General features: G+C 71.6%; 14 protein-coding genes. 4 read left to right on the top strand and 10 right to left on the bottom strand.

The genetic code is table 11. The annotated features are described in order from the left end of the window. Positions 1-15: 15 nt before the first annotated feature. From ACIPSE_RS20690 to galE, 5 genes are all read right to left on the bottom strand, one after another. Complete coding sequence (locus ACIPSE_RS20690) at positions 16-4,518, bottom strand: glycosyltransferase (protein ID WP_401664536.1); 4,503 nt, start codon at positions 4,516-4,518, stop codon at positions 16-18. Then, positions 4,515-5,768 carry a CDP-alcohol phosphatidyltransferase family protein gene (locus ACIPSE_RS20685; protein ID WP_401664535.1) on the bottom strand — a complete coding sequence of 418 codons (1,254 nt, stop codon included), beginning with the start codon at positions 5,766-5,768 and terminating at the stop codon, positions 4,515-4,517. Before ACIPSE_RS20685 ends, ACIPSE_RS20690 begins: the two co-directional genes overlap by 4 nt. 257 nt (positions 5,769-6,025) lie before the next feature. Continuing rightward, complete coding sequence (locus ACIPSE_RS20680; protein WP_401664534.1) at positions 6,026-7,576, bottom strand: hypothetical protein; 1,551 nt, start codon at positions 7,574-7,576, stop codon at positions 6,026-6,028. A gap of 127 nt (positions 7,577-7,703) precedes the next feature. Next, the gene (locus ACIPSE_RS20675; RefSeq protein WP_401664533.1) at positions 7,704-8,807 is read right to left on the bottom strand and encodes a hypothetical protein; all 1,104 of its coding nucleotides are present in this window, start codon (positions 8,805-8,807) and stop codon (positions 7,704-7,706) included. Between the two features lie 1,251 nt (positions 8,808-10,058). Continuing rightward, on the bottom strand, positions 10,059-11,045 hold the full coding sequence (galE, locus tag ACIPSE_RS20670) for a UDP-glucose 4-epimerase GalE (RefSeq protein ID WP_401664532.1): 987 nt from the start codon (positions 11,043-11,045) through the stop codon (positions 10,059-10,061). Between the two features lie 188 nt (positions 11,046-11,233). Here galE and ACIPSE_RS20665 point away from each other — a divergent pair, with 188 nt between their 5' ends. After that, entirely contained in the window at positions 11,234-12,328 is a 1,095-nt protein-coding gene (locus tag ACIPSE_RS20665) for an LCP family protein (protein ID WP_401665026.1), read from the top strand. Between the two features lie 24 nt (positions 12,329-12,352). Here the strand turns inward: ACIPSE_RS20665 and ACIPSE_RS20660 are convergent, their stop codons facing one another. Continuing rightward, a complete protein-coding gene (locus ACIPSE_RS20660) occupies positions 12,353-13,372 on the bottom strand; it encodes a hypothetical protein (RefSeq protein WP_401664531.1) in 1,020 nt (339 codons plus the stop codon). A gap of 57 nt (positions 13,373-13,429) precedes the next feature. Here ACIPSE_RS20660 and ACIPSE_RS20655 point away from each other — a divergent pair, with 57 nt between their 5' ends. From ACIPSE_RS20655 to ACIPSE_RS20645, 3 genes are all read left to right on the top strand, one after another. After that, the gene (locus ACIPSE_RS20655; RefSeq protein WP_401664530.1) at positions 13,430-14,311 is read left to right on the top strand and encodes an NAD(P)-dependent oxidoreductase; all 882 of its coding nucleotides are present in this window, start codon (positions 13,430-13,432) and stop codon (positions 14,309-14,311) included. Between the two features lie 4 nt (positions 14,312-14,315). Then, positions 14,316-14,687, top strand: a complete 372-nt coding sequence (locus ACIPSE_RS20650; protein WP_401664529.1) for an NTP pyrophosphohydrolase — start codon at positions 14,316-14,318, stop codon at positions 14,685-14,687. A 218-nt stretch (positions 14,688-14,905) separates the two neighbouring features. Further along, positions 14,906-15,814 carry an alpha/beta fold hydrolase gene (locus ACIPSE_RS20645; protein ID WP_401664528.1) on the top strand — a complete coding sequence of 303 codons (909 nt, stop codon included), beginning with the start codon at positions 14,906-14,908 and terminating at the stop codon, positions 15,812-15,814. Positions 15,815-15,839: 25 nt separating this feature from the next. Here ACIPSE_RS20645 and fxsT read toward each other — a convergent pair whose 3' ends face one another. The 4 genes from fxsT to ACIPSE_RS20625 are packed head-to-tail and all read right to left on the bottom strand — an operon-like array spanning position 15,840 to position 22,450. Then, on the bottom strand, positions 15,840-19,775 hold the full coding sequence (fxsT, locus tag ACIPSE_RS20640) for an FxSxx-COOH system tetratricopeptide repeat protein (RefSeq protein ID WP_401664527.1): 3,936 nt from the start codon (positions 19,773-19,775) through the stop codon (positions 15,840-15,842). Further along, positions 19,772-21,034, bottom strand: a complete 1,263-nt coding sequence (gene fsxC / locus ACIPSE_RS20635) for an FxsC protein (protein ID WP_401664526.1) — start codon at positions 21,032-21,034, stop codon at positions 19,772-19,774. The genes fxsT and fsxC overlap by 4 nt, the downstream gene beginning before the upstream one ends. Continuing rightward, complete coding sequence (locus ACIPSE_RS20630) at positions 21,034-21,684, bottom strand: TIR-like protein FxsC (RefSeq protein WP_401664525.1); 651 nt, start codon at positions 21,682-21,684, stop codon at positions 21,034-21,036. The genes fsxC and ACIPSE_RS20630 overlap by 1 nt, the downstream gene beginning before the upstream one ends. Then, positions 21,677-22,450, bottom strand: a complete 774-nt coding sequence (locus ACIPSE_RS20625) for an aminoglycoside N(3)-acetyltransferase (RefSeq protein ID WP_401665024.1) — start codon at positions 22,448-22,450, stop codon at positions 21,677-21,679. Before ACIPSE_RS20625 ends, ACIPSE_RS20630 begins: the two co-directional genes overlap by 8 nt. Positions 22,451-22,494: the final 44 nt, after the last annotated feature.

Here is a 22,494-nt window from a genome sequence, read left to right as displayed (position 1 = left end):
GCCTCGGCGGCCGGGTCAGGCCGCGCCGACCCATCGGCTGGGGCGTTCGGCCACCGGGGTCAGCGCGCCCACCGGTCCGGGCGGGGCGAGTTCGGCGGCCGAGGCGTCGCCGAGGGCGTCGATCGCGTCGTAGACGCGCTCGCAGTTGCCGCCGCCCCGGTGCACGAAGAACTCCTCGACGCGGGCCCGGTGTTCGGGTTCCACGGTGAAGCCGCGGCGGATCGCGGCGATGATCTCGTCCACGGCGCCGTCCACGGTCCGGCAGACCGGGCCGAAGCCGTCGTCGGAGAGGTTGAAGTAGCCGCGCTTGTAGTGCCGCCCGTAGAAGTCCTCCTCGTCGAAGGGGACATAGACCAGCGGGATGCCCATGTAGGCGACGTCGAAGAAGACCGACGAGTAGTCGGTGACCATCAACGAGCATTCCTTCATGGCCTGCTGCACATTGCGGCTCTGCGGATCGGCGACCTGGATGGACGGCGAGGAGAACTGGAAGGTGTGCAGATAGGGGCGGATCTCGTAGTGCGGGAAGAACTCCAGGTCGACGCCGAAGTGGTCGAGCACCTGGCCCAGCCGCGGGTCGGAGAGCAGCGTCCGGTAGAAGCGGTAGTACTCGGACTGGGTGAAGCTGGTCTTGGCCGGCCCGGCCGACTTCTTGTAGGAGGCGGTGACGATCCACTGCCGCCAGGTCGGCATCAGCAGGATGCGCGGCTTGTCCCGCTGTTCGCGCCGCAGCGCGTCGAAGCGGGGGAAGCCGACGGGCTGGGCACGGTCGCCGTAGCCCGCCTCCAGACCCATGAAGTCGCGTTCCTGGCGGCCCGCGGTGACCAGCAGGTCGTAGCTGGCGATGCGCTGGTCGGCGCCGGAGGTGACGTCGTTGTAGGTGACGCCGTGCTGGAGGAACACCCGCTGGTACTTGACCAGTTCACCGAACCGGTGCAGGAACAGCGCCTTCTTGTAGCCCTCGGGGACGAGATAGGACTCGGAGTCGTAGGAGCCGATGAGCTTCGTCGCGTGGAGCAGGTACACGCGGTGCTTGAAGGAGCCCAGCTTCAGGACGTTGCCGTACGGGGCGACCTTGGCGTGGTCGGCGGAGGCCGCGTCGATGACGTAGTAGGCCTTGCGGCGCTTGCGGTTCTCCCGGACCCACTTGAAGAAATGGTACGAGTTGTCCTGGGCGGTGTCGGAGCGCTCGCCGATCAGCCAGATCTCCTTCCGCGCGAGGAAGGGGTACGTCAGCCAGTAGGCGAGGCGCATGCGCCAGCCGGGGTTGCGGGTCCGCAGGATGCGCAGCTCACGGCCGGCCCGCCACAGGGCGTTGCGCAGCCGGGCGACCGGGCCGGAGCCGACGAGCCGCAGATGCAGGGCGTCCTGGGCTCCGATGGTCAGCATGTAGGGGTAACGGCCCACCTTGCCGGGGCCCTTGAGACGGTGCAGGGCGAGGCGGGCCCGCATCACCACGTTGCGGTGCCGGGTGCCGTCCGGGCGGTGCACGCGCAGCCGGAAGTCGCCCACCCCGAAGCCGCTGCGCGCGAGGTCGGCCGCGGGGATCTCGGCGTACCAGCCGGCGTACAGGTCACGGCTGTTGCGGGCGTTGTAGAGGTCACGGCGGTAGACCTGGGTCAGCGGGACGGTGACCTTGGTCTCGCGGACCTGGTAGACGAGTTCCAGGCGGTTGCCCATCGGGCCGCCGAGGTCCAGTCCGGGGAAGGCCATGCAGCCCTCCAGGACCAGGACGTCACCGCGGGTGCGGACGCTCTCCACGACCACGTTGGGATCCTTCACCCGGGCCGCGGCACTGTGCCGGCCACCACCGGGGAAGGTGCGGTAGAAGCCCTCGTCGTCGATCTCCACGACCGGCGGGGCGGCGGCGAGCGCGGGCTCGGGGTCGGCGAACAGCTCGAAGTTGCCGGTCCTGGCCGCATAGTGGTCGAGCTGCTGGGCGGGGCTGGTGACGAACTCGGTGATGACGTCGTCGGGGATCTGCGCGTAGTGCCGGTGCAGGTCCGGGAACATCTCGGCCAGCTGTGAACGGCCCATCACGTTACGGGCGTTGCACAGGAAGCCCTTGTAGGTGCGGGTGGCGTAGCGGTGGAACATCCGCCGGATCTCGGGGCGTTCCTCGGCGCTGTAGTCCAGCAGGAAGTGGTTGAGCCGCAGATGGTCGCGGTAGTTGGCGGGCTTGCTCCACAGCGAGTCCATGATGGACGAGCCGTCGGGGCGGCCCCGGTACCAGTAGACGGGCCGGTCGACCAGGCCGATCGCGCCCGCCCGCAGCATCGCGGGCAGCGTGAGCCAGGCGTCCTCGAAGTGCACACCCTCGCCGAAGCGCAGGCCGAGGCGGCGCAGCAGGTCGGTGCCGAAGAGCTTGTTGCAGGCCGAGCCGCTGAAGATCATGTCGGGGATCTCGGCGAAGTCCGTGATCAGCCGGTCGCCCTTGCCGAAGTAGTCCTTCCACGGACCGTAGGGCCGGTCGGGGAAGTTGACCAGGTCGCCCATGACGACCTCGCAGTCGTCGCGGAGGGCCGCTTCGAGCATGGCCGCGAGCGCGTCCTCGCCGAGGATGTCGTCGGAGTCGAGGAAGGTGACGTACGGCGCGACGACCCGGTCGAGGCCGGTGTTGCGGGCGTTGCCGAGGCCCCCGTTGACCTGGTGGACGACGGTGACGTTGGCGTAGTGGTGGGCGAAGCGCTCCAGCATGCGGGGCGTCTCGTCGGTGGCGCCGTCGTTGACCAGGATCACCTGGATCCGGTCGAAGCCGCGCTGGGCGGCCAGCGAGCCGAGGCAGTCGTCGATGTACTTCGCCACGTTGTAGCAGGGCACCACGACGGCGAGGTCGAAGGGCCCGGTGAGCTGCCGTACCGGCGGATGGATCCGGTCGCGCCACCACATCCAGGGGGCGTTCGGGTCGTTCTGCTCGGTCTCGAAGGTGCGCCGGCCCGCGGCGGCGGAGCGGAAGGCGAGGTTGCCGCTGACGGTGCGGTAGCCCTCGTACTCCTCGCCGTCCCGGTCGAAGGAGAGGCCGTCGACGGTGATGTCGCGGACGTTGAGCGCGGAGCGGGAGCGGCTGCGCTTCCACTCCACGACGACCGAGACGTTCCACACGGTGCTGTCGGCGAGGTCGTCGCCGAGGAGCGCGGCGAGGTCGGCCGTGCCCTCGAAGGACACGAACCGTTCGTCGACCGTGACCTCGCCGACCGGCACCGCCACGTCCTTCTTGATGTGCCGGTTGCGGACCGCCAGCGACAGGGAGACGGGGTCGCCCGCGGCGATCCGGCCGAAGCGGTTGACGAGTTCGCCGGTGTAGGCGAGCCGGCCCCGCTCGACCCGCCAGCTGTTGAGCTGGGCGAAGAGCGGGAGCTGGGTGACGGGGGCGGCGGCCAGGCCCAGTTCGGTGACGTCGAGCATGCGGCGGGCGTCGGGCAGGTGCAGATGGTCGGCGGACCAGTAGACCTTGCCGTCCTCCTCGACCAGGTGGGAGGAGAAGACGCTCTTGCGCTGGGTGTAGTCGAGGGTGGTGAGGGCGGCCTCGATCTCCTCGTACATCAGGAAGTAGGCGCGCACCCGGTCGACCGGGCCGCACAGCTCGAAGGCCTCGTCGCCGAGCGAGAAGAGGTAGGAGCTGACGACGTCCGCGAAGAGCTGCTGGAACTCGGCGTCGCCCTCGGCGAGGGCCCGCATGTACAGCCGCAGGTCGTGGGCGAGGAACTTGGCGTCCTTGCGGACCTTGAGCTGCCACAGGCCGCGCTCCAGGAGGAAGCGGTCGGTGGCCCGGTGCACGGCGATGCGGTCGGTGATGCTGCGCAGCTCGCCGGTGCGGCCGGTGATGGAGGCGCCGTCGGGCTCCCACATCCAGCGGTAGACGGGCTCGGTGATGACGGTGATGCCGCGGGCGAGGGTGCCGGCGACGGTGGAGAAGTAGGTGTCCTCGTAGAACACGCCCTCGGGGAACCAGACGCCGAAGGTGCGCAGGAACTCGACGCTGTAGAGCTTGGCGGCGGCGATCGGGTCGGAGAGCAGGAGCGGGAACTCCTCCAGGCCCTGCACGGTGCGGCCCATCGCGTACACCTCGGGCGCCCAGGGCTCGGAGTCCCCGGTGGCCCGGTTGACGCGGACGGCCCTGCCCGCGGTGATGTCGCTGCCGGTCTCCAGGGCGCTCGCGACCAGGCGCTCGCAGGCGCGGGGCGGCAGTTCGTCGTCGGCGTCGAGGAAGGTGACCCAGCGGCCCTCGGCCTGGGCGATGCCCCAGTTGCGCGGGGCGCCGACGCCGCCGCTGTTCTCCTTGCGGCGCAGGACCCGGACACGGGGGTCGCTGCCCGCGAAGTTGGCGACGACCTCGATGGTGCCGTCGGTGGAGGCGTCGTCGACGACGATGACCTCGACCGGTTCGTAGGTCTGGTTGAGGGCCGACTGGAGGGCCTTGCCGATCGTGGTGGCCGCGTTGTGGGCGGGGATGACGACGGTGACCCGCAGGTTCTCGCCGTCGGGCGACTGGTGCGGGGGCACGGCGCCGGCTCTCATCGGTGGTCCTCCCGGCCCGCGGTCGCCCGGCGGGCCGTGCCGGGCGGTGTCTGGTGGAACTGGCTGATCTGGGTGAGCGGCATGGTGTCGCCGTGCGGCGCGGGGATGTGCGGGAGCGCGTCCATGCGGCCGACGGCGTTGGGCTGCGGGTACGGCTGGAAGAAGGGGTCCTCGTCCGGCGCCGGCGCGCGGTAGCGCTCGTCGGCGAGCAGGGCGTCGGCCTCGGCGCGGCGGTGGCGGCCCCGATGCAGGTTCGGGGCGATGGTGCCGGCCGTGCCGTCGGCGGGCTTCAGCTCCTCCATGACCCGGGTGAAGTCACGGGTGGAGAGCCAGAACTTGTACATGATGACGAGTTCGAACAGGACCAGGAGGGCGGCGGAGGCCGCGGTGGTCCACAGGATCTGGCCGATCAGCGGGCCGACGATGAACACGAACATCTGGAACTCGATGCCGCTGAACAGGTGCGGACGGATCCGGGTGCGCAGCATGGCCCGGCGGATGCGGGTGTACCAGGGGAACTGGCCGCGGAACTGCTCGTGCAGGTCGACCACGTCGGTGGCGGCCTCGGCGCGCAGGGCTTCGGCGGAGGCGTGGGGGTTGTCGCGGAGCAGATCCTCCATGAAGACGATCTGCGGGCCCGCGGCGGCGTCCTGGTTCCCGTGGACCGCCTGGGTCGGCAGGGGTTCAGGCACCGCCTCCGACACCGCCTCGAAGGAACGTTTCTCCTCGGCACGGCTCCGCGTGACCTTCTCGATCTTGGTCCGCATCGACATGCGCATCTTGTAGATCTGGAGGGCGTCGACGTAGCGCAGCATGTCGAGGAAGACGACCACCAGCGCCGCGACGAGATAGCGCTCGTCGTCGTGCGGCAGGAACTGGCCGCCCATCAGGGCGAGCGCGCAGAACAGCACCCGGATGCGGTCGAAGACGTAGTCGAGCCAGCCGCCGAAGACCGTGCCGTTGCCCTTGAGCCGGGCCAGCTTGCCGTCGATGCAGTCGAGGATGAAGCTCAGGTGGTAGAGCAGCGCCCCGATGACGAGGGACTGCCGGTCGCCCCTGAGGAAGAACCCGCCGGCGGCCAGGCCGATGAAGAGCGCGGCCCAGGTGACCCGGTTCGGGGTGATGAAACGGAAACGGGCCACGACGAGCAGCAGCCGGGTCGCGACGGGGTCGACGAGGAAGACCGTCCACCAGGCGTCCCGCTTCTTGCAGGTCAGTTTTTGGACAGCCCGCAACGACAGCCTGGCCATATCCCCCGGTCACCCCTCAAACAGGACAATTTTGCCCTGTATTTTCACAGGCCAATCACATGAGCGATCCAAACTTTAACAATCCTTCACGTGCCTGTCGACGCGCATTGACCTGGCATCGGCCGGGACGTGGATCACAGAAGGCCCCGTACAACCATTTGCGATCTTCGCGTGAGGAAACACACAGGGGAAGCGCAGGGAAAACACAGAGAAAACGCGAGGGACCGGCGGCGAACAGCCGGAATCAAGCCATCCGCTCAGTCGCCGGCGATCCGCCAGCCGCCCATCACGAGCCCCTCGCGGCTCTCGTCCCGACGGGACACGGCCAGCCGCCCGCCCGGCAGCCGACGCGCGACGGCGAGCCGCCCGGCCCGGCTGACGGCGACCGCGGGAACGTCGTACGAGGGTGCGCCGACGTCCTGCCACCACACACCCGTGTCGGGGCGCCCGGCGGGGTGCGCGCCCAGCGAGCACGCGCCGTCCGGTTCCCGGCCGACCAGCACGGAGTAGCCCCAGCCCGCGAGTTCGACCCCTCTGGCCACGGCGAACGGTCCCGAGCCCGCCTCCGGGGCGTCGAGCGGGTAGGGGCCGGGGGTGCCCGGCCGCCAGTGGCCCGCCCGGCCGGTGCGGGCGTCGCGGAAGAGCACCGCGCCCGGTTCGGCGGCCGGCGTCAGCGTGCCCGGCAGCGCGGCGAACGGGACGGTGCGGTCCTCGGTCCACGCCCCGTCCGGGCCCAGGTGCCAGCGGAGCACCCCGGCGGTGTCCCGGGCCCGGGCGAACAGCTCGACCCCGCCCTGCTGGGCCGTCACGGCGACGAGGTCGTCGGCGACCCGCAGCCCGCTCAGGTGCTGCCAGGGCGTCCAGGTGCCCTCGGCGGCGGACCGGCGGCGGTAACTGACGCTGTGTCCGAAGTTGCGCACGAACACGTGAAGATCACCGGCGGCGTCGAACGCGGCCGTGGGGAACCCGACTTCGCGCCCCTTGCGCCAGGCCCCGGCGTTCGGCCCGCCGAGCGCCAGCCAGGGGCTGAGCGGTCTGCCGGTGCGGTACTGGGCCGCGTGCACGACCTCGACGTCCACACCGCCGTCCCCGCGCGCGGTCCGGCGCAGGCCGATCAGATGCGGCAGCCCGCGCGGGTCGCGCAGCACCTGGAGGCCGGGCAGCAGACCATGGCCCTCCAGCGGCTCGGGGCCGCGCAGGCGCCCGCCCGGCACCTCCTCGTACCAGCGGACCACGCCCGCGGCCGTCGGCCGGAACGCGGTGAGCCGGCCGTCGAAGCCCGCCGACAGCCAGTTCACCGGCGCCGGGTAGCGCGGGGTGCCGTCGGCGCGCAGGCAGTCGACGTACAGGGGGCGCCCCGTCGCGGCCTGGTGGTCGCGGCCCGCGGCGAGCGCCAGCGCGGCGGCCTCCGCGTGCGCCTCGGGCACGTCGTACGACGGCACGCCGCTCGCCTCGTCGAGGCCGGAGTGGACGGGGTCGGGATCGAGGGTGTGCAGCCGGTCCGGGTCGATCGCGCGCAGTTCCTCGCGCAGCGCGGGGAGGGGATCGGCGGCGTCCAGCACCCGGGGGCCGCCGAGCGTCCGGCAGCCGCGTGCCCCCGCCTCGGCGAGGGCGCGGTCGAGCAGCGCCCGGCCGTCCTTGGCGCCCGGCCGCAGACAGATCACGGCGATCTCCGCGCCCGGCGCCTCCCGTTCGACGACGGCCACGGCGTCCCGGGGCTCCGGTACGACCACGGCGACCACATGGGCGCGGCCGTCGGGTGTTCCGGCGCCGTCCGCACGCCCGGCGCGGTCGGACCTGCGCGTCATGCCCTCACGTCCTTGTCGTCTCGGTGACCATCCAGGTCCCGCTGCCTGCCCTGGTTCCGCTGCCTGTCCTTGTCCCGGTGACTGTCCCTGTTCCGGTGACTGTGACTGTCCTTGTTCCGGTGGCCGGTCACAGCGGTCTCCAGTCGCTCAGGGTCAGCCCGGGGCCGTCCTCCTGACGGGCCAGCGCGAGCCCGCCGTCCTCGGTCAGCACCATGAGGACGACGCGTCCGGCGCCGTCGAGGGCGAGCACCGGGTCGCCCTGGCAGACGGTGCCGGTGTCGGTCCACCACACGCCGTTGTGCTCGTCCTCGACGCCGCACACGCCGAGCACGACCCGGCCCTCGGTGTCCCGGTGGGCCAGCACGATGCAGGGGTAGCCGTCGAGGACGGCGACGAGCGCGGCATGCCGTCCGTCGCCGGGGCTCCCGCCGAGCGGGACGGGCCAGGCGTCGGGGCGTACGGCGACGACACCGCCGCCGACCGCGTCGGTCACGTAGAAGGTGGCCCGGCCGGTCGAGGTCTCCACGCCGGTCGCGGAGCCGGGCAGCGGGACCACCGCGAGGTCGGGGCCGCGTTCGGGGACGGCGCCCGGTTTCGGCTGGCACCAGGTCAGGGCGCCGGTGCCGGTGGGGGCGAGCACATGCACCTGCCCGGTGGAGGTGGCGACGGCGGCCGGGGTGTCCAGGGCCGCCGCGACCTTGAGGTCCAGCCAGGGCTCCCAGCGTCCGCCCGCGTCCTCGCGGCGCAGGGCCACATGGCCCTCGGCGGTGGGCACGAGGACGTGCAGTGCTCCCGACGCGTCGACGGCGGCCGTCGGCCCGCCCATCTGCGCGGAGCGTTCCCGCTTGGCGTGCGGGTTGCCGACCGGCCGCCACTCGCTCAGCGGGCGGCCCGCCTGGTACTGGATCGCGTAGACCAGGTCGACGGCGGGGTGCGCGTCCCCGGAACCGCGCACCCGGCGGCCCACCAGGTGGGCGTAGCGGTTGCGGCCCTGGGCGACGGTGAGCTCGCTCACGCCCTTGGCCGGCAGGACGTCCGGGCCCAGCCAGCCGGGGCCGCCGGGCCGGGCCTCGGTCCAGCGGAGCACGGCGCCGTCGACATGCGCCCAGGCGATGAGCCGACCGTCGTGCCCGGCGAGCAGCCAGGGCCCGGACCGCACGGTGCGGCCCGCGAGGGTGCCCTCGGCCGACGGCGCGCCGGTGGCGTCCTGCGGCACAGCGGTGGCCCGCATACCGTCCTCCCGTCCTGCGGCGGCCCCGGGCGGTGGTCGCGCCGGGCCGGTTCTGAATTAACGATTCTTCTGGCGGGGACAGGGGGTGATCCCGTCCCGAGCTCTTTCTGGGCCGTGCGGTGTTGGCGGGGCCGTGGGGCCCTGCCGGGGGTTGCGGATCCCCGGTGGGAGTTCCGCTTCGGTCCTGGCGGGGGTTGGGCCGGGGTCCCGGTGGGGCTCCCAGCTGGGAACCCGGCCGGGGCGCCGGCTTGGAACCAGCCTGGGGTCCCAGCTGGGGTCCCGGTGGGGCTTCCGGCCGGTGTCCCGGCTCGTGGCCCGCCCGAGGCCCCCCGGTGGGGCCCTTGCCGAGGTGCCCGTTGGGGTCCCGGTGGGGTCCTGCCCGAGGTCCCCGCCGGGGTCCCGGTTTCGGTCCTGGCAAGGTCCCGGCTGGGCTCCCGGCTGGGGTTCCAGTTTCAGCCCTGGCGGGGGTTGGGCTGGGGTCCCGGTGGGGCTCCCGGCTGGGAACCCACCCGGGGCCCTGGCTGGTGTCCCGGCTCGTGGCCCGCTCGAGGTCCCCCGGTGGGGCCCTGGCCGAGGTGCCCGTTGGGGCCCTGGCTGGGTCCTGGCCGAGATCCCCGCCGGGGTCCCGGTTTCAGTCCCGGCAAGGTCCCGGCCGGGGTTCCAGCCTCGGCCCCTGGCAAAGGTCCACCTGAGGTCCCGGTCGGGATGTCCTGGTTGGGCTCCCGGCCGGTGTCCCGGCTTGGAACCCGCCCGGGGTTCCCGCCCGGGGCCTGGCTGAGGTCCCGCCCGGGGCCCTGGGTGAGGTCCCGGCTGAGTCTTGGCTGAGATCCCGCCGGGGTCCGAGCTTCGGTCCCGGCAAGGGCCCAACTGGGCTCCCGGCCGGTGACCCGGCTTGGAACCCTCCTGGGGCCCGGGCTGAGGTCCCGACTCGATCCCGGCCCGGTCCCGGCTGGGTCCTGGCCGAGATCCCACTGGGGCCCCAGCTTCGGTCCCGGCAAGGGCCCGACCGAGGTCCCGGCTGGTGACCCGGCTTGGAACCCGCCCGGGGCCCTCGCTGAGGTCTCGACAGGTGTCCCGGGCCGGGTTCCGACTGGGCCCCGCAGAGATCACGGCTGGTCTCCCGGCCGAGGTCCCCGCCGGGATCCCGGCCGAAGTCCAAGCCGAGGTGCCGGCCGAGGCCCCGCCAGGGTCCCGGCCGAAGTCCCGGCGCACCGTGACCTTACGCGGGTCCCACGGGTTCCGCCGCCTACGTCAGCGGCGGGCGTCCGGCAGGCGGTGGCACCAGCCCGACCAGGCCGAGGCGACCATCGCGCGGGTGTCGTGCCGGGCGGTCCAGCCCAGTTCGGCGCGGATGCGGTCGGCGGAGGCGACGACCCGCGCCGGGTCCCCGGCACGGCGGGGCGCGGACACCGGCGCGGCGGCGGAGCCGTACCCGGTGACCTCGCCGATCAGCGTGATCATCTCGCGCACGGAAACGCCCTCGCCCCGCCCGATGTTGACCGTCAGGTCGCTGCCGGGCTCCCGCTCACCGAGCACGCGCGCGGCGGCCAGGTGGGCGGAGGCGATGTCCTCGACGTGGATGAAGTCCCGCTCGCAGCTGCCGTCAGGGGTGTCGTAGTCGTCGCCGAAGACGACAGGCGCGCCACCCTCGGTCAGCTTCTCGAAGACCATCGGGACGAGGTTGAACACACCGGTGTCCGCGAGGAGTTCGTCGGCCGCGCCGGCGACGTTGAAGTAGCGCAGACAGGCGGTCGTCATCCCGTGGGCCCGGCCCGTGGCACGGACCAGCCACTCTCCGGCCAGCTTGGTCTCGCCGTAGGGGTTGACCGGGGCGCAGGGGGTGTCCTCCGTCACCAGGTCGACGTCCGGTGTGCCGTACACGGCGGCGGAGGAGGAGAACAGGAAGCGCCGCACACCGGTGTCGGCCGCCGCCTCCAGGAGGGTCCGCAGACCCTCGACGTTCTCCCGGTAGTAGAACAGGGGCCGTTCGACGGACTCCCCCACCTGCTTCTTGGCCGCGAGGTGGACCACCCCGTCGATCCCGAGCCCGGACAGGGTCTCGCGCAGGAGGGCGCCGTCGAGCACCGAACCCTTGACGAAGGTCACACCGTCGGGGACGCGGGCGGGGTCGCCCGTCGAGAGGTCGTCGAACACCGCGACGCGCTCGCCCGCGGCGAGCATCGCGCGAACGACGTGGGCGCCGATGAAGCCGGCACCACCTGTAATCAGCCAAGTCATGGCGCGCATACTATTTCTTTGGCCGGTGTTTACAAATACCTCACGGGATGGGCATGATCGTACGATCGTGCCTCAGACGTGCGATTTCAGTGACTTCCGCCACTTCCGGGACCGGCCTCCCCCCACCCGAGTCCTCACCCCGCAGCACCGTCCCGCGAGGGACACGACCCATGAGGATTCAGAGCAGGATGAGCCATGTCTCGACGCCCCAGCGCAGTGATTCCGACGCGCCCTCCCGGCGCCGCGGCGGGCCGAAGCGGACCGGTAGGCGTCGGGTGGGCCGCTGGATCCTGCTGACCCTGGCCGTCCTGGTCCTCGCCGCGGGCGGCACGGCCTACTGGATGTACCAGGACATCGACGGCAACATCGACGGCGTCGACATCGACAAGGCGCTCGGCACGGACCGCCCGGAGAAGCTGCCCACCTCCGGCCAGAACATCCTGATCCTGGGCTCCGACTCGCGGGCCGGCGCCAACGGCAAGCTGGACTCCGCGAACGTCTCCGGCGCCCGCTCCGACACCGCGCTGGTGGTGCACATACCCGAGGGCCGCAAGGAGGCCGTCGCGGTCAGCATCCCCCGCGACACCCTGGTGACCCGCCCCTCCTGCACCAAGGCGGACGGCACCAAGGTCTCCTCGGCCCAGCGCGTGATGTTCAACTCGATCTACTCCCAGGTCGGTTCGGCCTGTGTGGTGAAGACGGTGGAGAAGATCTCCGGGGTCCGGATGGACCACTACGTCGAGATCGACTTCGCCGGCTTCAAGGGCCTGGTGGACGCGATAGGAGGCGTGACCGTCACCGTCGACGAGGACATCCACGACTCCTCCAGCGGCCTCGACCTGACCGCGGGCACCCACAAGCTGGACGGCACCCAGTCCCTCCAGTTCGTCCGCACCCGGCACGGCATAGGCGACGGCAGCGACCTCGGACGCATCGGCCTCCAGCAGCAGTTCATGCTCGCCCTGCTCACCGAGATCAAGAAGCAGGACCTGCTGGGCAGCCCGGTCAAGGCGTACAAGATCGCCGACGAGCTCACCGAGGCCCTCACCACCGACTCCGACCTCGCCTCGCTCACCAAGCTCGCGGACTTCGGCCGCAGCCTCAACGGCATCGACCCGTCCACCATGGAGACGATCATGCTCCCGGTGGCGTACGACAAGGTCGACCCGAACCGCGTGGTGGCCGCCGAGCCGCAGGCCTCTGCCCTGTGGAAGGCGATCCGCACCGACGCGACGATCCCTGAGTCGGCGAAGAAGTCCCCCGCGACGGGCGGCAGTTCCTGACCCGGTCGGACAGGGGGGCGGCCGTCAGACCTGTTCCCACTTCTCCAGGGCCAGTCCCGGCTCCTCCTTGCGCCGGGTGACGAGCAGCGCCCCCGTCGACGGGGACAACGTTGCCGCCGCGACCCGCCCGTCGGCGTCCGTCGTCAGCGACACCCGTGCGTCCGACGGGAGTTGGGGTCCGGACTCGGCCCACCACGCGCCGGCGGGCTCCTGTTCGGTGGGATACGCGGCGAACGCGACCCGGCCGCTGGACGAGCGCTGGGCGAGCAACGTGCAGTCGTGGCCGTCGAGTTCGCAACGCACGGCGGTGACCGGGCCGGGGCCGGCCGAGGCCAGCAGACGGGTGGGGCGACTGCCGGGACGCCAGGTCCAGAGGTCACCGGTGTCGTCGGTGTAGTAGAGGGTGGTGTGCTCGGCGGAGGTCGCCAGCGCGTACAGCGTGCCCGCGCGGACCGGGGCCTCGATCTCCTCCTCCAGCACGGGAACCGTCCCCGGGCCGTCCTGGCGCCAGTGGGCGACACCGCCGGGGACCGCCGCGTACACCTCGACCCGGCCGGACTCCCCCGTCACCGCCGCCAGGTCCTCCCGTACGTCCTGGCCCTTGAGGTCCCGCCAGGGGCCCCAGCCGCCCTTCTCCTTCTGGCCGAGCATGCTCAGCCCGCCCTCCGCGTTGCGCACGAACACATGGGCACGGCCCTCGGCGTCGACGGTCACGGCGGGGGTGCCGGTGCGGTCGCCGCTCCGGGAGGGGTGCCCGATGGGGGTCCAGTCGAGGGCGGCGAGCCGCGGCCGGAAGTGGGTGGAGTGGACGAGTCCGGCCTCGCCCGGCCTGGTGGGGCGCCAGGCGACCAGATGGGCGTAGGAGTCGGAGCCCTGACCGACGGACAGTCCGTCACGGAGCCGCTGGTCGCCGCCGACCGTGCGTGCGGTCGCCTCCCAGGGTCCGCCGGGCGCGAGTTCGGCACGGCACAGAGCCGCCTCGTCGGACGCGAGATAGACGCTGAGGCGGCCGTCACGGCCGCGGAGAAGCCAGTCGCCGTTCACCGGTTCACTGTATGTGCGGACGGCCGGGCAGCGGCTGGTGGGGCTAGGTTGGGGGGCATGACCGACAAGCTGACCGTCAGCGTCCTGGGCACCGGCATCATGGGTGCCGCCATGGCCCGCAGCATCGCCCGCGAGGGGCACACCGTCCGGGCGTGGAACCGTACCCGCGACAAGGCGGAGCCGCTGGCCGCCGACGGCATCACCGTCACCGACACCCCGGCCGCGGCGGTCGAGGGCGCGGACGTCGTCCTGACCATGCTGTACGACGGTCCCGCCACCCATCAGGTCATGCGGGAGGCGCTGCCCGCACTGCGGGCGGGGACGGTGTGGGTCCAGTCGACGACCGCGGGGCTCGACGGGCTCGGGGAACTCGCCGGGTTCGCCGCCGAGCACGGCCTGGTCTTCTTCGACGCCCCCGTCCTCGGCACCCGGCAGCCCGCCGAGGCCGGCCAGCTCACGGTGCTGGCGGGCGGCCCGGAGGCGCACCGGCTCACCGTGGCCCCGGTGTTCGACGCGGTCGGCGCCCGCACCGTGTGGACGGGCGAGGCGGGCAGCGCGACCCGGCTGAAGCTGGTCGCCAACAGCTGGGTGCTGGCCGCGACCGCGGCGACCGGCGAGGTCCTCGCCCTGTCGGGGGCGCTGGGGGTGGACCCGGACAGGTTCTTCGAGCTGATCGCCGGCGGCCCGCTCGACATGGGGTACCTGCGCGCCAAGGCGGGGCTGATCCGGGAGGGCAGGCTGTCGCCCGCGTCCTTCGCGGTCGGCACCGCCGCGAAGGACGCCCGGCTGATCGTCCAGGCCGGCGAGGACAACGGCGTACGGCTGGACGTGGCCGCCGCGAGCGCCGCCCGGCTGGAGCGGGCCGCCGAGCTGGGGCACGCGGACGAGGACATGGCCGCGGCGTACTTCGCGAGCTTCCCCGAGAATCCCGAGGCCTGACCGGATGGGCGCCGAGGCCCCGCTGCTGGTGATCGTCGACGCCGCCAACGTCGTCGGGTCCGTCCCCGACGGCTGGTGGCGGGACCGCCGCGGAGCCGCCGAACGACTGCGCGACCGGCTCGCGGCGGACGGGGTGCCGGGGCAGGACGGCCCCGTCGAGATCGTCCTCGTGGTGGAGGGCGCGGCCCGCGGAGTGGACTCCGTCCCCGGCGTCCGGGTGGAGTCGGCCCCGGGCAGCGGGGACGACCGGATGGTGGAACTGGTGGCCGCTGCGGAGGGCCGCAGGACCCTGGTGGTGACGGCGGACCGGGAACTCCGGCGCCGGGTGGGTGAATTGGGGGCGGAGGTGGCGGGGCCCAGGACGGTGCGTGGTTAGAAATCGGAGGTCAATACCCCGCTTGTCCTGTAATAGAGGGCTTCTGACCTCGGCCGAATCACCGAAATAGGCATAAGCTGGCCGCGTTCGGTCATGATTTCGACATTCTGGTCACTTTCCAGTGACGGAATAGCGCCGACGCGAGAAGCTAGCTGAATGGTGCCCGTCGCTCTGAGAAGATTCCGGCACCCTTGACAGCCGGTGGACGGGAGGCAGGAGTGGCGCGTGCCGCTCACAGGAGAGACGGGCGCGAGCTCGTTTTCGACAGCTGGGGTGATCCTCAAGGACACCCTGTTTTTCTGCTGCACGGAACTCCTGGCAGCCGTGAGGGGCCACGCCCCCTCTCCGGCGTGCTCTACCGCCTCGGCATCCATCTGATCGCCTACGACCGCCCCGGCTACGGCGGCTCCACACGCCGCCGCGGGCGCCGGGTCGTCGACGCCGTCGAGGACGTCGAGGCCATCGCGAAGGCCCTCGACCTGGACGAGTTCTCCGTCGTCGGCAGGTCGGGGGGCGGTCCGCACGCGCTCGCCTGCGCCGCCCGGCTCCCGGGGATGGTGCGGAGCGCCGGTGTGCTGGTGAGCCTGGCGCCGTGGGACGCCGAGGGCCTGGACTGGTTCGAGGGCATGACGCCGTCCAACATCCGCGAGTACAGCAATGCCCGTGACCACCCCGAGGAGTTGCAGAGCACCCTCGTACGGAACGCGGACGCGATGCGGGCCGACCCCATGTCCTTGCTGGCCGACCTCGACAGCGAGATGTCGGAGTTCGACCGCCCTGTCATGGCGGATGCCGGAATCCGGCGCATGCTGCACAGGAACTTCGAGGGTGCGATCGAGAACACGAAAGACGGCACGGCGGACGGCTGGATCGACGACGCGGTCGCTTTGAGCAGTGAATGGGGTTTCGACCCCCAGGAGATCACCGTTCCCACCCTGCTGTGGCACGGCGAGAAGGACGAGTTCTCCCCCGTGGAGCACTTCAACTGGCTCTCCCGCAGGATCAAGCACGCCACCGTCGTGCTCCAGCCCTCGGCCGCGCACTTCGCGGCGGTCCCGGTGCTGCCGCAGGTGCTCGCCTGGCTCCGGGACCAGGCGCACGACACCGCCGCGACCCGGCCCGCCTGACCCGACGGCACGACCCGCACACCTCTCAGATGGGGTGCGGGTCGAGTTCCAGACCCACGCGCTGACCGGACCGCAGCCGTGTCACCTTCGAGTGCTTCTTCCCCAGCTTGGCGCCGAGGACGTCGAGGGACTCCCGGGCCAGTTGCTCGGCCTCCACTGTGCGTCCGACCTCCGTGAGGAGGACGGAGAGATTGCCCCGGCAGGTGAGCGCGGTGGGATGGTCGCTGCCGAGCCGGTCGCACAACTCCCGGTACGCCTGACGGTAGTTGTTCTCCGCCTTCACCACGTCGCCAAGGGCCGCCTCGGTGTTCGCCAGGTTCATCTGGCAGTTCATGCTGAACGGGTGCTCGGGGCCGAGCGTGGTCCGCAGCGCCACCCGGGCCTGCTCGCACACCTCGCGGGCCTCGGCGAGCCTGCCGGTCGAGAGCAGGTTGATGCCGTGGTTCACCGCGCACGCGAGGGTGTTGGGGTGGCTCTCGCCGAGCGCGGCACGGAAGCGGTCGAGGAGCTCGGCGGTCTCCCGGCACGCCTCCTCGTGACGCTCAGCCGCCGACAGGTGCCCGGCGTGGCCGAGCCGCACGACCAGCGTCTCGGGTGAGGCCTCGCCGAGACGCCGGCGGCAGATGTCGAGCACCTGCTGACTGATGTCCATGGCCTCGTCGAGCTTGTCGAGGCGTCGCAGGGTGATCGCGAGCGCCTTGGCGGCCTCCAGCGCGGGCGGTGACTCGGGGCCCAGTTCCACGGCCGTCCCGTACACGCCCCGCAGGGTCTCCGCAGAAGCCTCGTACTCACCGCAGGAGCGCTGGTCGCGACCGAGGTTGATCTGCGAGAACAGGGTGTAGGGGTGCTTGGCGCCCAGGGTCTCGGTGCGCAGCTCGCAGTTGCCCTTGTCGACGTTCTGCGCCTCGTAGCAATCGCCTGCCATGCGCATGGAGACAGCCAGGTTGTTGGCCGCGAACAGGGTCCTGGGATGGTCGTCGCCGAGGAGGTCGACGGACCGCTCGTAGGTCTCGCGGTCGATCTCCAGCGCCTTGCCGACCTGGCCCACGGCCCGCAGGTCGGCGGTGAGACCGCCCGCCGTCATCAGGGTGTGGTCGTCGTCGTCGCCGAGCGCCCCACGCTGGCGGCCGTACACGTCCTCGTCGATCTCCAGGGCCTTGGTGTACCAGCCCTGGAAGCGCAGCACGTTGGCCATCTCGAACCGCAGATGCAGGGTCCAGCGGTCGTTGGCGCCGGCCTCCTTCTGCCAGATGTCCAGCAGCTCCTCGGCGAGCGACATGGCCTCCGCGTACTCACCCCGGGCGCGCAGGTAGCGCAGCCACTCGGTCATCAGCTTGCGGATGCGGTCGTCCAGCGAGTACCGCGTCCACGGCGTCTTCAGGTGCGGCCAGATGGTGTTGTAGCGCTCCCAGTTGGCGGGGCGTTCCACGTCGCCCTCGGAGGGGCGGGCGCCGGAGAGCACGTTGCGCACGGAGCGCACGGCCTCCTCACGCTGATCGGCGGACATCGAGGAGCGCACCGCGGCCTGCACCAGCCGGTGCACCTGGAGGCTCTTGCTCTTGCGGTCGACCTTGGCCAGGGAGTAGCGGTGCAGTTGCTGGATGGCCCGGGACACCAGGGCCGTGGCGCCGCTGCCCGGCTGCACCTCGCGCAGGACCTCGCCCATCTCCTTGCCGTGGATGAGGTCGAAGGAGATGGGGTCGGCGCCGAAGTGCGCGCACAGCTCCAGCAGCCGCCTGGCGACGGGGGAGTTGAGCTGGGAGATGGAGATGTTCCAGGTGGCGCCGACCTGGAGGGGATAGGCCGGGGCGTCGGCGGCGGCCTCCAGGGTGGCCAGTTGGAGTTCCAGCAGTTCCAGGTACTCGGCGGCGTCCTGGCCCGTCTCGTTGAGCCATGCGGCGGCGTGGTCGACGGCGAGCGGCAGGTCGCCGAGGGCGTCGGCGACCAGTCCGGCGTCCTCGGTGCTGATCGCGGAGACCCGGCGCAGCAGATGCTCGACGCTCTCGGTGCGGGAGAACACGTCGACCTCGACACGCTCGCCGACCTGCGCCCAGCCCTCGTTGCGGGTGGTGATCAGGACGTGCCCGGTGGGGCTGTTGACCAGGAGCCGTTCGATGGACTCGGGGGTGGTCGCATTGTCGAAGACGAGCAGCCACCGGTCGTAGCGGTCGCCGCGGCGCAGCGCGTCGCGGACGCCGTCGGCGGTGGCGCTGATGCTGTCGCGTTCGTCGACGCCGAGGTGGGGGGCGAGTTCGGAGTACTGGCGCAGCGCGAGGTCGCCGAACTCCGCCTCGATCCACCACACGACGTCGTAGTTGCCGCGGTAGCGGTAGGCGTACTCGGTGGCGAGCTGGGTCTTGCCGACGCCGCCCATGCCGTGCAGCAGGGTGGCGGTTCCGGTGTCGGCGAGCCGCAGCCTGAGGTCCTCCAGGAGTTCGGAGCGTCCGGTGAAGGAGGCGTTGCGACCGGGGGCGGACCACACGGGCGGTTCCGCGCCGGGGAAGCGGGGCCCGCCGGCGCCCGCGTCGGCGGGGTGCTCGGCCTGCACCGGCTGGGCGTCCAGGGCCCGCAGCAGGGCGTTCCTCGCCTGGGTCTCGTTCATGTTGCTGAGATGGATGGGCATCCGGTCCGAGAAGGGGTGCGCGAGCCGGGCGTCGCTGACCCTGACCGGTACCAGGGTGCGGCGCTGGCCCATCGGGTCGGCGGCGGCCACGGCCTCCCAGACGGCCCTGGCCTGGGCGGACTTCTGGTAGTCGGCGGAGAGCACGGCGACCGTGCGGGAGGCCCCGCGGACCTTGCTGTCGGTGTCGTCGCGCAGCGGGACGCCGGCCGCGGAGCCGTCCTCGGAGCGGGCGTCACCGACGGTGAAGCCGGCCTCGCCGAGGACCCGTCCGATCCACTCGGCCCACATCCGGTCCTCGTGGACGTAGCTGAGGAAGACGTGCGTGGGGTCCGGCGGCCTGCGGCGCACGACGGTCTTCAGATAGTTCTGGCGTTCGTCGTCGCTCATCGGGACGAGGGAGGTGACCTCGCCGTCGGTGATGACGGACGTGAGGCGCTCGCAGGCGGCGAGAAGGGAGGCCGGGGTCTCCGGTTCGTCGCGGAAGGTGGCGAGCATCTCCTCATAGGCGTAAGGGGACTTGAAGGGCAGCTCAACGTTGCCCCAGTAGCGGCGGGGGTCGACGCTAGGGGTGCCGGCCAGGATCTGGTCGAAGGTGAGCCGGACCTTGGCGCGGGCGGCCTCCAGCCGGTCCGCCTCGGAGTCCACGACACGCATGGGCACGGGCAGGATGCGGATGTGCCGCCGGCCGCTGGTGTCGCGTACGCGGCGGGCCACGGCGGCGGCGCCCTCGATGCTCTGGTCGTTGTGGGTGAAGCAGTTCACCAGCACGTCGGGGAAGTGCAGCGTGCAGATGTCGGAGATGTCGCTGAGGCCGGTCCTGCTGTCGACGAGGACGTAGTCGTAGCCGCGCCGGAACTGGGCGCACAGGGCGTCGAGGAACTGGCCGCCGTACTGCTTGTCGTAGAAGCGGTTCCAGTTGAACTGGGAGAAGATCGAGGAGTAGTTGCGGTCCTGGCGGCCCGCCGAGATGTAGTCCAGGCGGCCCTCGCCGGAAAAGCTCCACGGCAGCGGGCTGACGGCTCTGCCGATGTCGGCCTGCTCGGCGATCCAGTCGGCCTTGATCTTCGTCTCGTGGAGGTGGTCGACCTTCAGGACGTAGTCGTTGATGAGTTCCAGCACGCCGGGGCGGTCGCGCAGCGCGTTCGGCTCCAGGAAGGGATGGAGGAAGCGGTCCAGGCCCGGCGCTTCCAGGTCCCAGTCGACCACGAGGACCCGTTTGCCCTGTGAGGCCATGATCCAGGCGGTGTTGGCCAGCGCCATGGTGCGGCCGCTGCCGCCCTTGTAGCTGTAGAACGTGACGATCTTGCCGCCCTCGGGGCGGGTGTTCGCGCCGGTCACGGTTGGGCCTCCTGGTCGCCCTGGGAATCGGTCGAGGCCGAGGGGCTGGTGGTCGAGGATGGTAGCGGAACCCGGTTGAGATACTGCTGGGCCGCACCGTCGGCGAGCTCCAGGAAACGCGAGTTGAACGCCTCGGAGTTGTCGATGCCGGCCACCGCTCCGCGCTGGATGGCCCGGCCCGTGCTGAGCCTGCGGGGCAGTGTGCTCCTCAGCAGCGCGTCGAGCCGGTCGCGGGACTGGCGGGTCTGCGGGTCGTCGGCCATCGGGGTGAGCACGGTGACCCAGGGCAGGTCCCGGGCGTCGAAGGCGCGCAGCCGGTCGGCGACCGTGCGGTCGTGCAGGATCCACGGGTCGATGATCAGGACCCAAGGGCTGGTGGCTTCGCGCTGTCCGAGGAAGACGGCCTCGGCCTCGTCGTAGGTGCGGATCTCGGGGGCGAAGCCGAGGTTGCGGGCGAGTTCGGCGGTGCGCTGGGCGAGCGGGCTGCTCAGTCCGTCGCTGAAGGGCTGCCAGTCGCGGGGCTCGTTGCCGTATTTGGTGTCGCCGCGGTCGGGAGGCAGATGGTCGACGTCCGGGGCAAGCACGGCGATGCCCAGCGGATGCCAGGAGGAGGTGGCGAACGCGTCGGGCACGTCGAGATCCGCGAACTCGGCGTCGTCCGGGACGGGTCGGGGGGCGCGGCGGGCGGCCTGGACGATGCACTGGGCGAGCCGGCGCACGCACTGGTCGTAGTACTCGGGGTGTTCGGGGTACTGCCGCAGCCCGTACAGGCCGCCCTTGGCGTAGCGGTCCAGGGCCTTGTCGTGGACGGGCATCGGGGTAACGGGCCGGCCGGGCACGGGCAGGTCCAGATCGACGGGGAGGGGGCGCGCGGTGGTGGGAACGGGTGTCCACAGGGCCGGGACGAGGGTGCCGCGGCGCGCGCGGTTGACGAAGGCGGTCCACTGCCGGCCGCAGTAGACGTCGGTGAAGTAGCGGCGGGTGATGAGCGGGACGAAGCAGTGGCTGCTCTGCAGGGCGCGGGCCATGGCCGGTCCGCCGCGGTCGGCTGCGTCGAGGTAGCCGAGGGCGGAAGGGGTGAGGGAGCCGCTGAGGCCCGCGACGGCCCGGGTCAGATCGGTGTGGAACTCCTTGACGTTCTTGTCGGCCGCGGGGCGGGCGCCGTCCGCGGCGTCGCCGGGATCGGGCGCGGGGGCGTAACTCAGGAAGAAGTAGGGCGCCTTGTCGCGGACGCGCCCCGCGGAGCGGTTCTCGTACATCACGGTTCCTCCCCCGCCGAGCCGTTCATGGAGTCGAAGAGGTCGTCGAAGAGACCGGGGTCGCAGGGTTCGAGCCGGGAGCTGACCGCCACGTCGGCGATCTCCTGGGCCAGTTGGTAAGCGATCCCGTTGGCGGTCGTATGGCGTCCGAGGCGGTACAGGCCGAGCAGTCCGTCCCGCAGGTAGTCCTTGTGGAAGTCCTGGTGGCTGTACTGCACATCACGATAGGGCGAGGGAATGTCCTGCGGGCGCAAAGGGGCCCAGCGGATCGGTACGACCGCGTTGCGGATGAACGTGCCCCGGTCGCGCTGGAGTTGCTGTCTGCGCTCGAAGCACTCCCATTCGAGCGCGCACCACTTGCTGGTGAACAGCCGTTTCGACAGGACCGGCAGGAGGACCTGACAGCGGGCCAGCCGGTCCTTGAGCTCGTTCTTCCACTCGGTGCCGACAGGGATGCGCTGGTCGAGGTAGACGGCGTCGATCCCGGCTCGCAGGTCGGTGAGTTCCCTGAGGTGGCGGGACAGTCTGCCGTGGAAGCGGACCAGGAGTTCGTCCGGCGGTTCGGAGCTCTCCGGCGACTCGGGGTTGCGGCCGTAGCTCAGGAACCCGTAGGGCTCCTGGACGCTGGCGCGGGGCTCGTACTCATGCACGGTCGGCCTCCGCGGGCAGGTTCCCGGGCCGGGTGCGGCTGGTGGCGATCCAGTCGGCTGCCTCGTCCACCGCCCAGCGCACGGGGAACAGTCTGCTGTCGGCGGAGCCGACGCGGGCGCGGGTGAGGGGGGCGTTCGTGGCGGGGGCGGAGATCTCCAGGTCGTGGCCGAGTGTGCCGAAGTCGCTGTCGTCGAGGGCGACGTCGATGTAGCCGGCCCAGCGCGGGCCGCACTCGGTCAGCATCCGGCAGTCGTAGCGTTGCAGCGGCGGCCGGGGCTGGCGGTACTCGGCGAGGTGGAAGGCGGAGCAGGTCTCGTACCCGACGCCGAGCAGCAGGACGTGGGCCCGCCGTTCGTACAGACGGGCGAGGGGTGAGCGTTCGCCGAGGAGGCAGTCCAGGGCGTGGCCGCCTGTGATCCGGGCGGCGTCGGGTCCGACCGCGGCGAAGGACGCCTGCGGGTGAGTGCTGCGCATGGCTCCCGGGGTGACCCGCACCTCCTCGGCCAGCCGTCCCATGCCCTGCGAGGGCGTGGAAGCCGCGCTGAAGGCTTCCATGTGTTCACGGTAGGACAGAAGTTGATGTCGTGTCAGGTCTCGTGTCATGCGGAGATACGTCCGTGATGTCAGCGAATTTCCCTCGGTGAACGTGGGCACCACCAGTGTCCCCTCGGGGCCGATCGCGTCCCGGAGCGCGCGCAGCACCTCCGTGCCTCCGCCCCGGACCGGTCCGACGGACCGCAGCGAGGCGTGGAGCAGCAGCGTCATGCCTCGTCCGACGCCGAGCGCTCGGAGTTGGGCGGTGAGGCGGG

The sequence above is a fragment of the Streptomyces sp. NPDC090106 genome (assembly GCF_044747265.1).
Taxonomy (GTDB): domain Bacteria; phylum Actinomycetota; class Actinomycetes; order Streptomycetales; family Streptomycetaceae; genus Streptomyces.
This window is presented reverse-complemented; position numbering and strand designations above follow the sequence as displayed.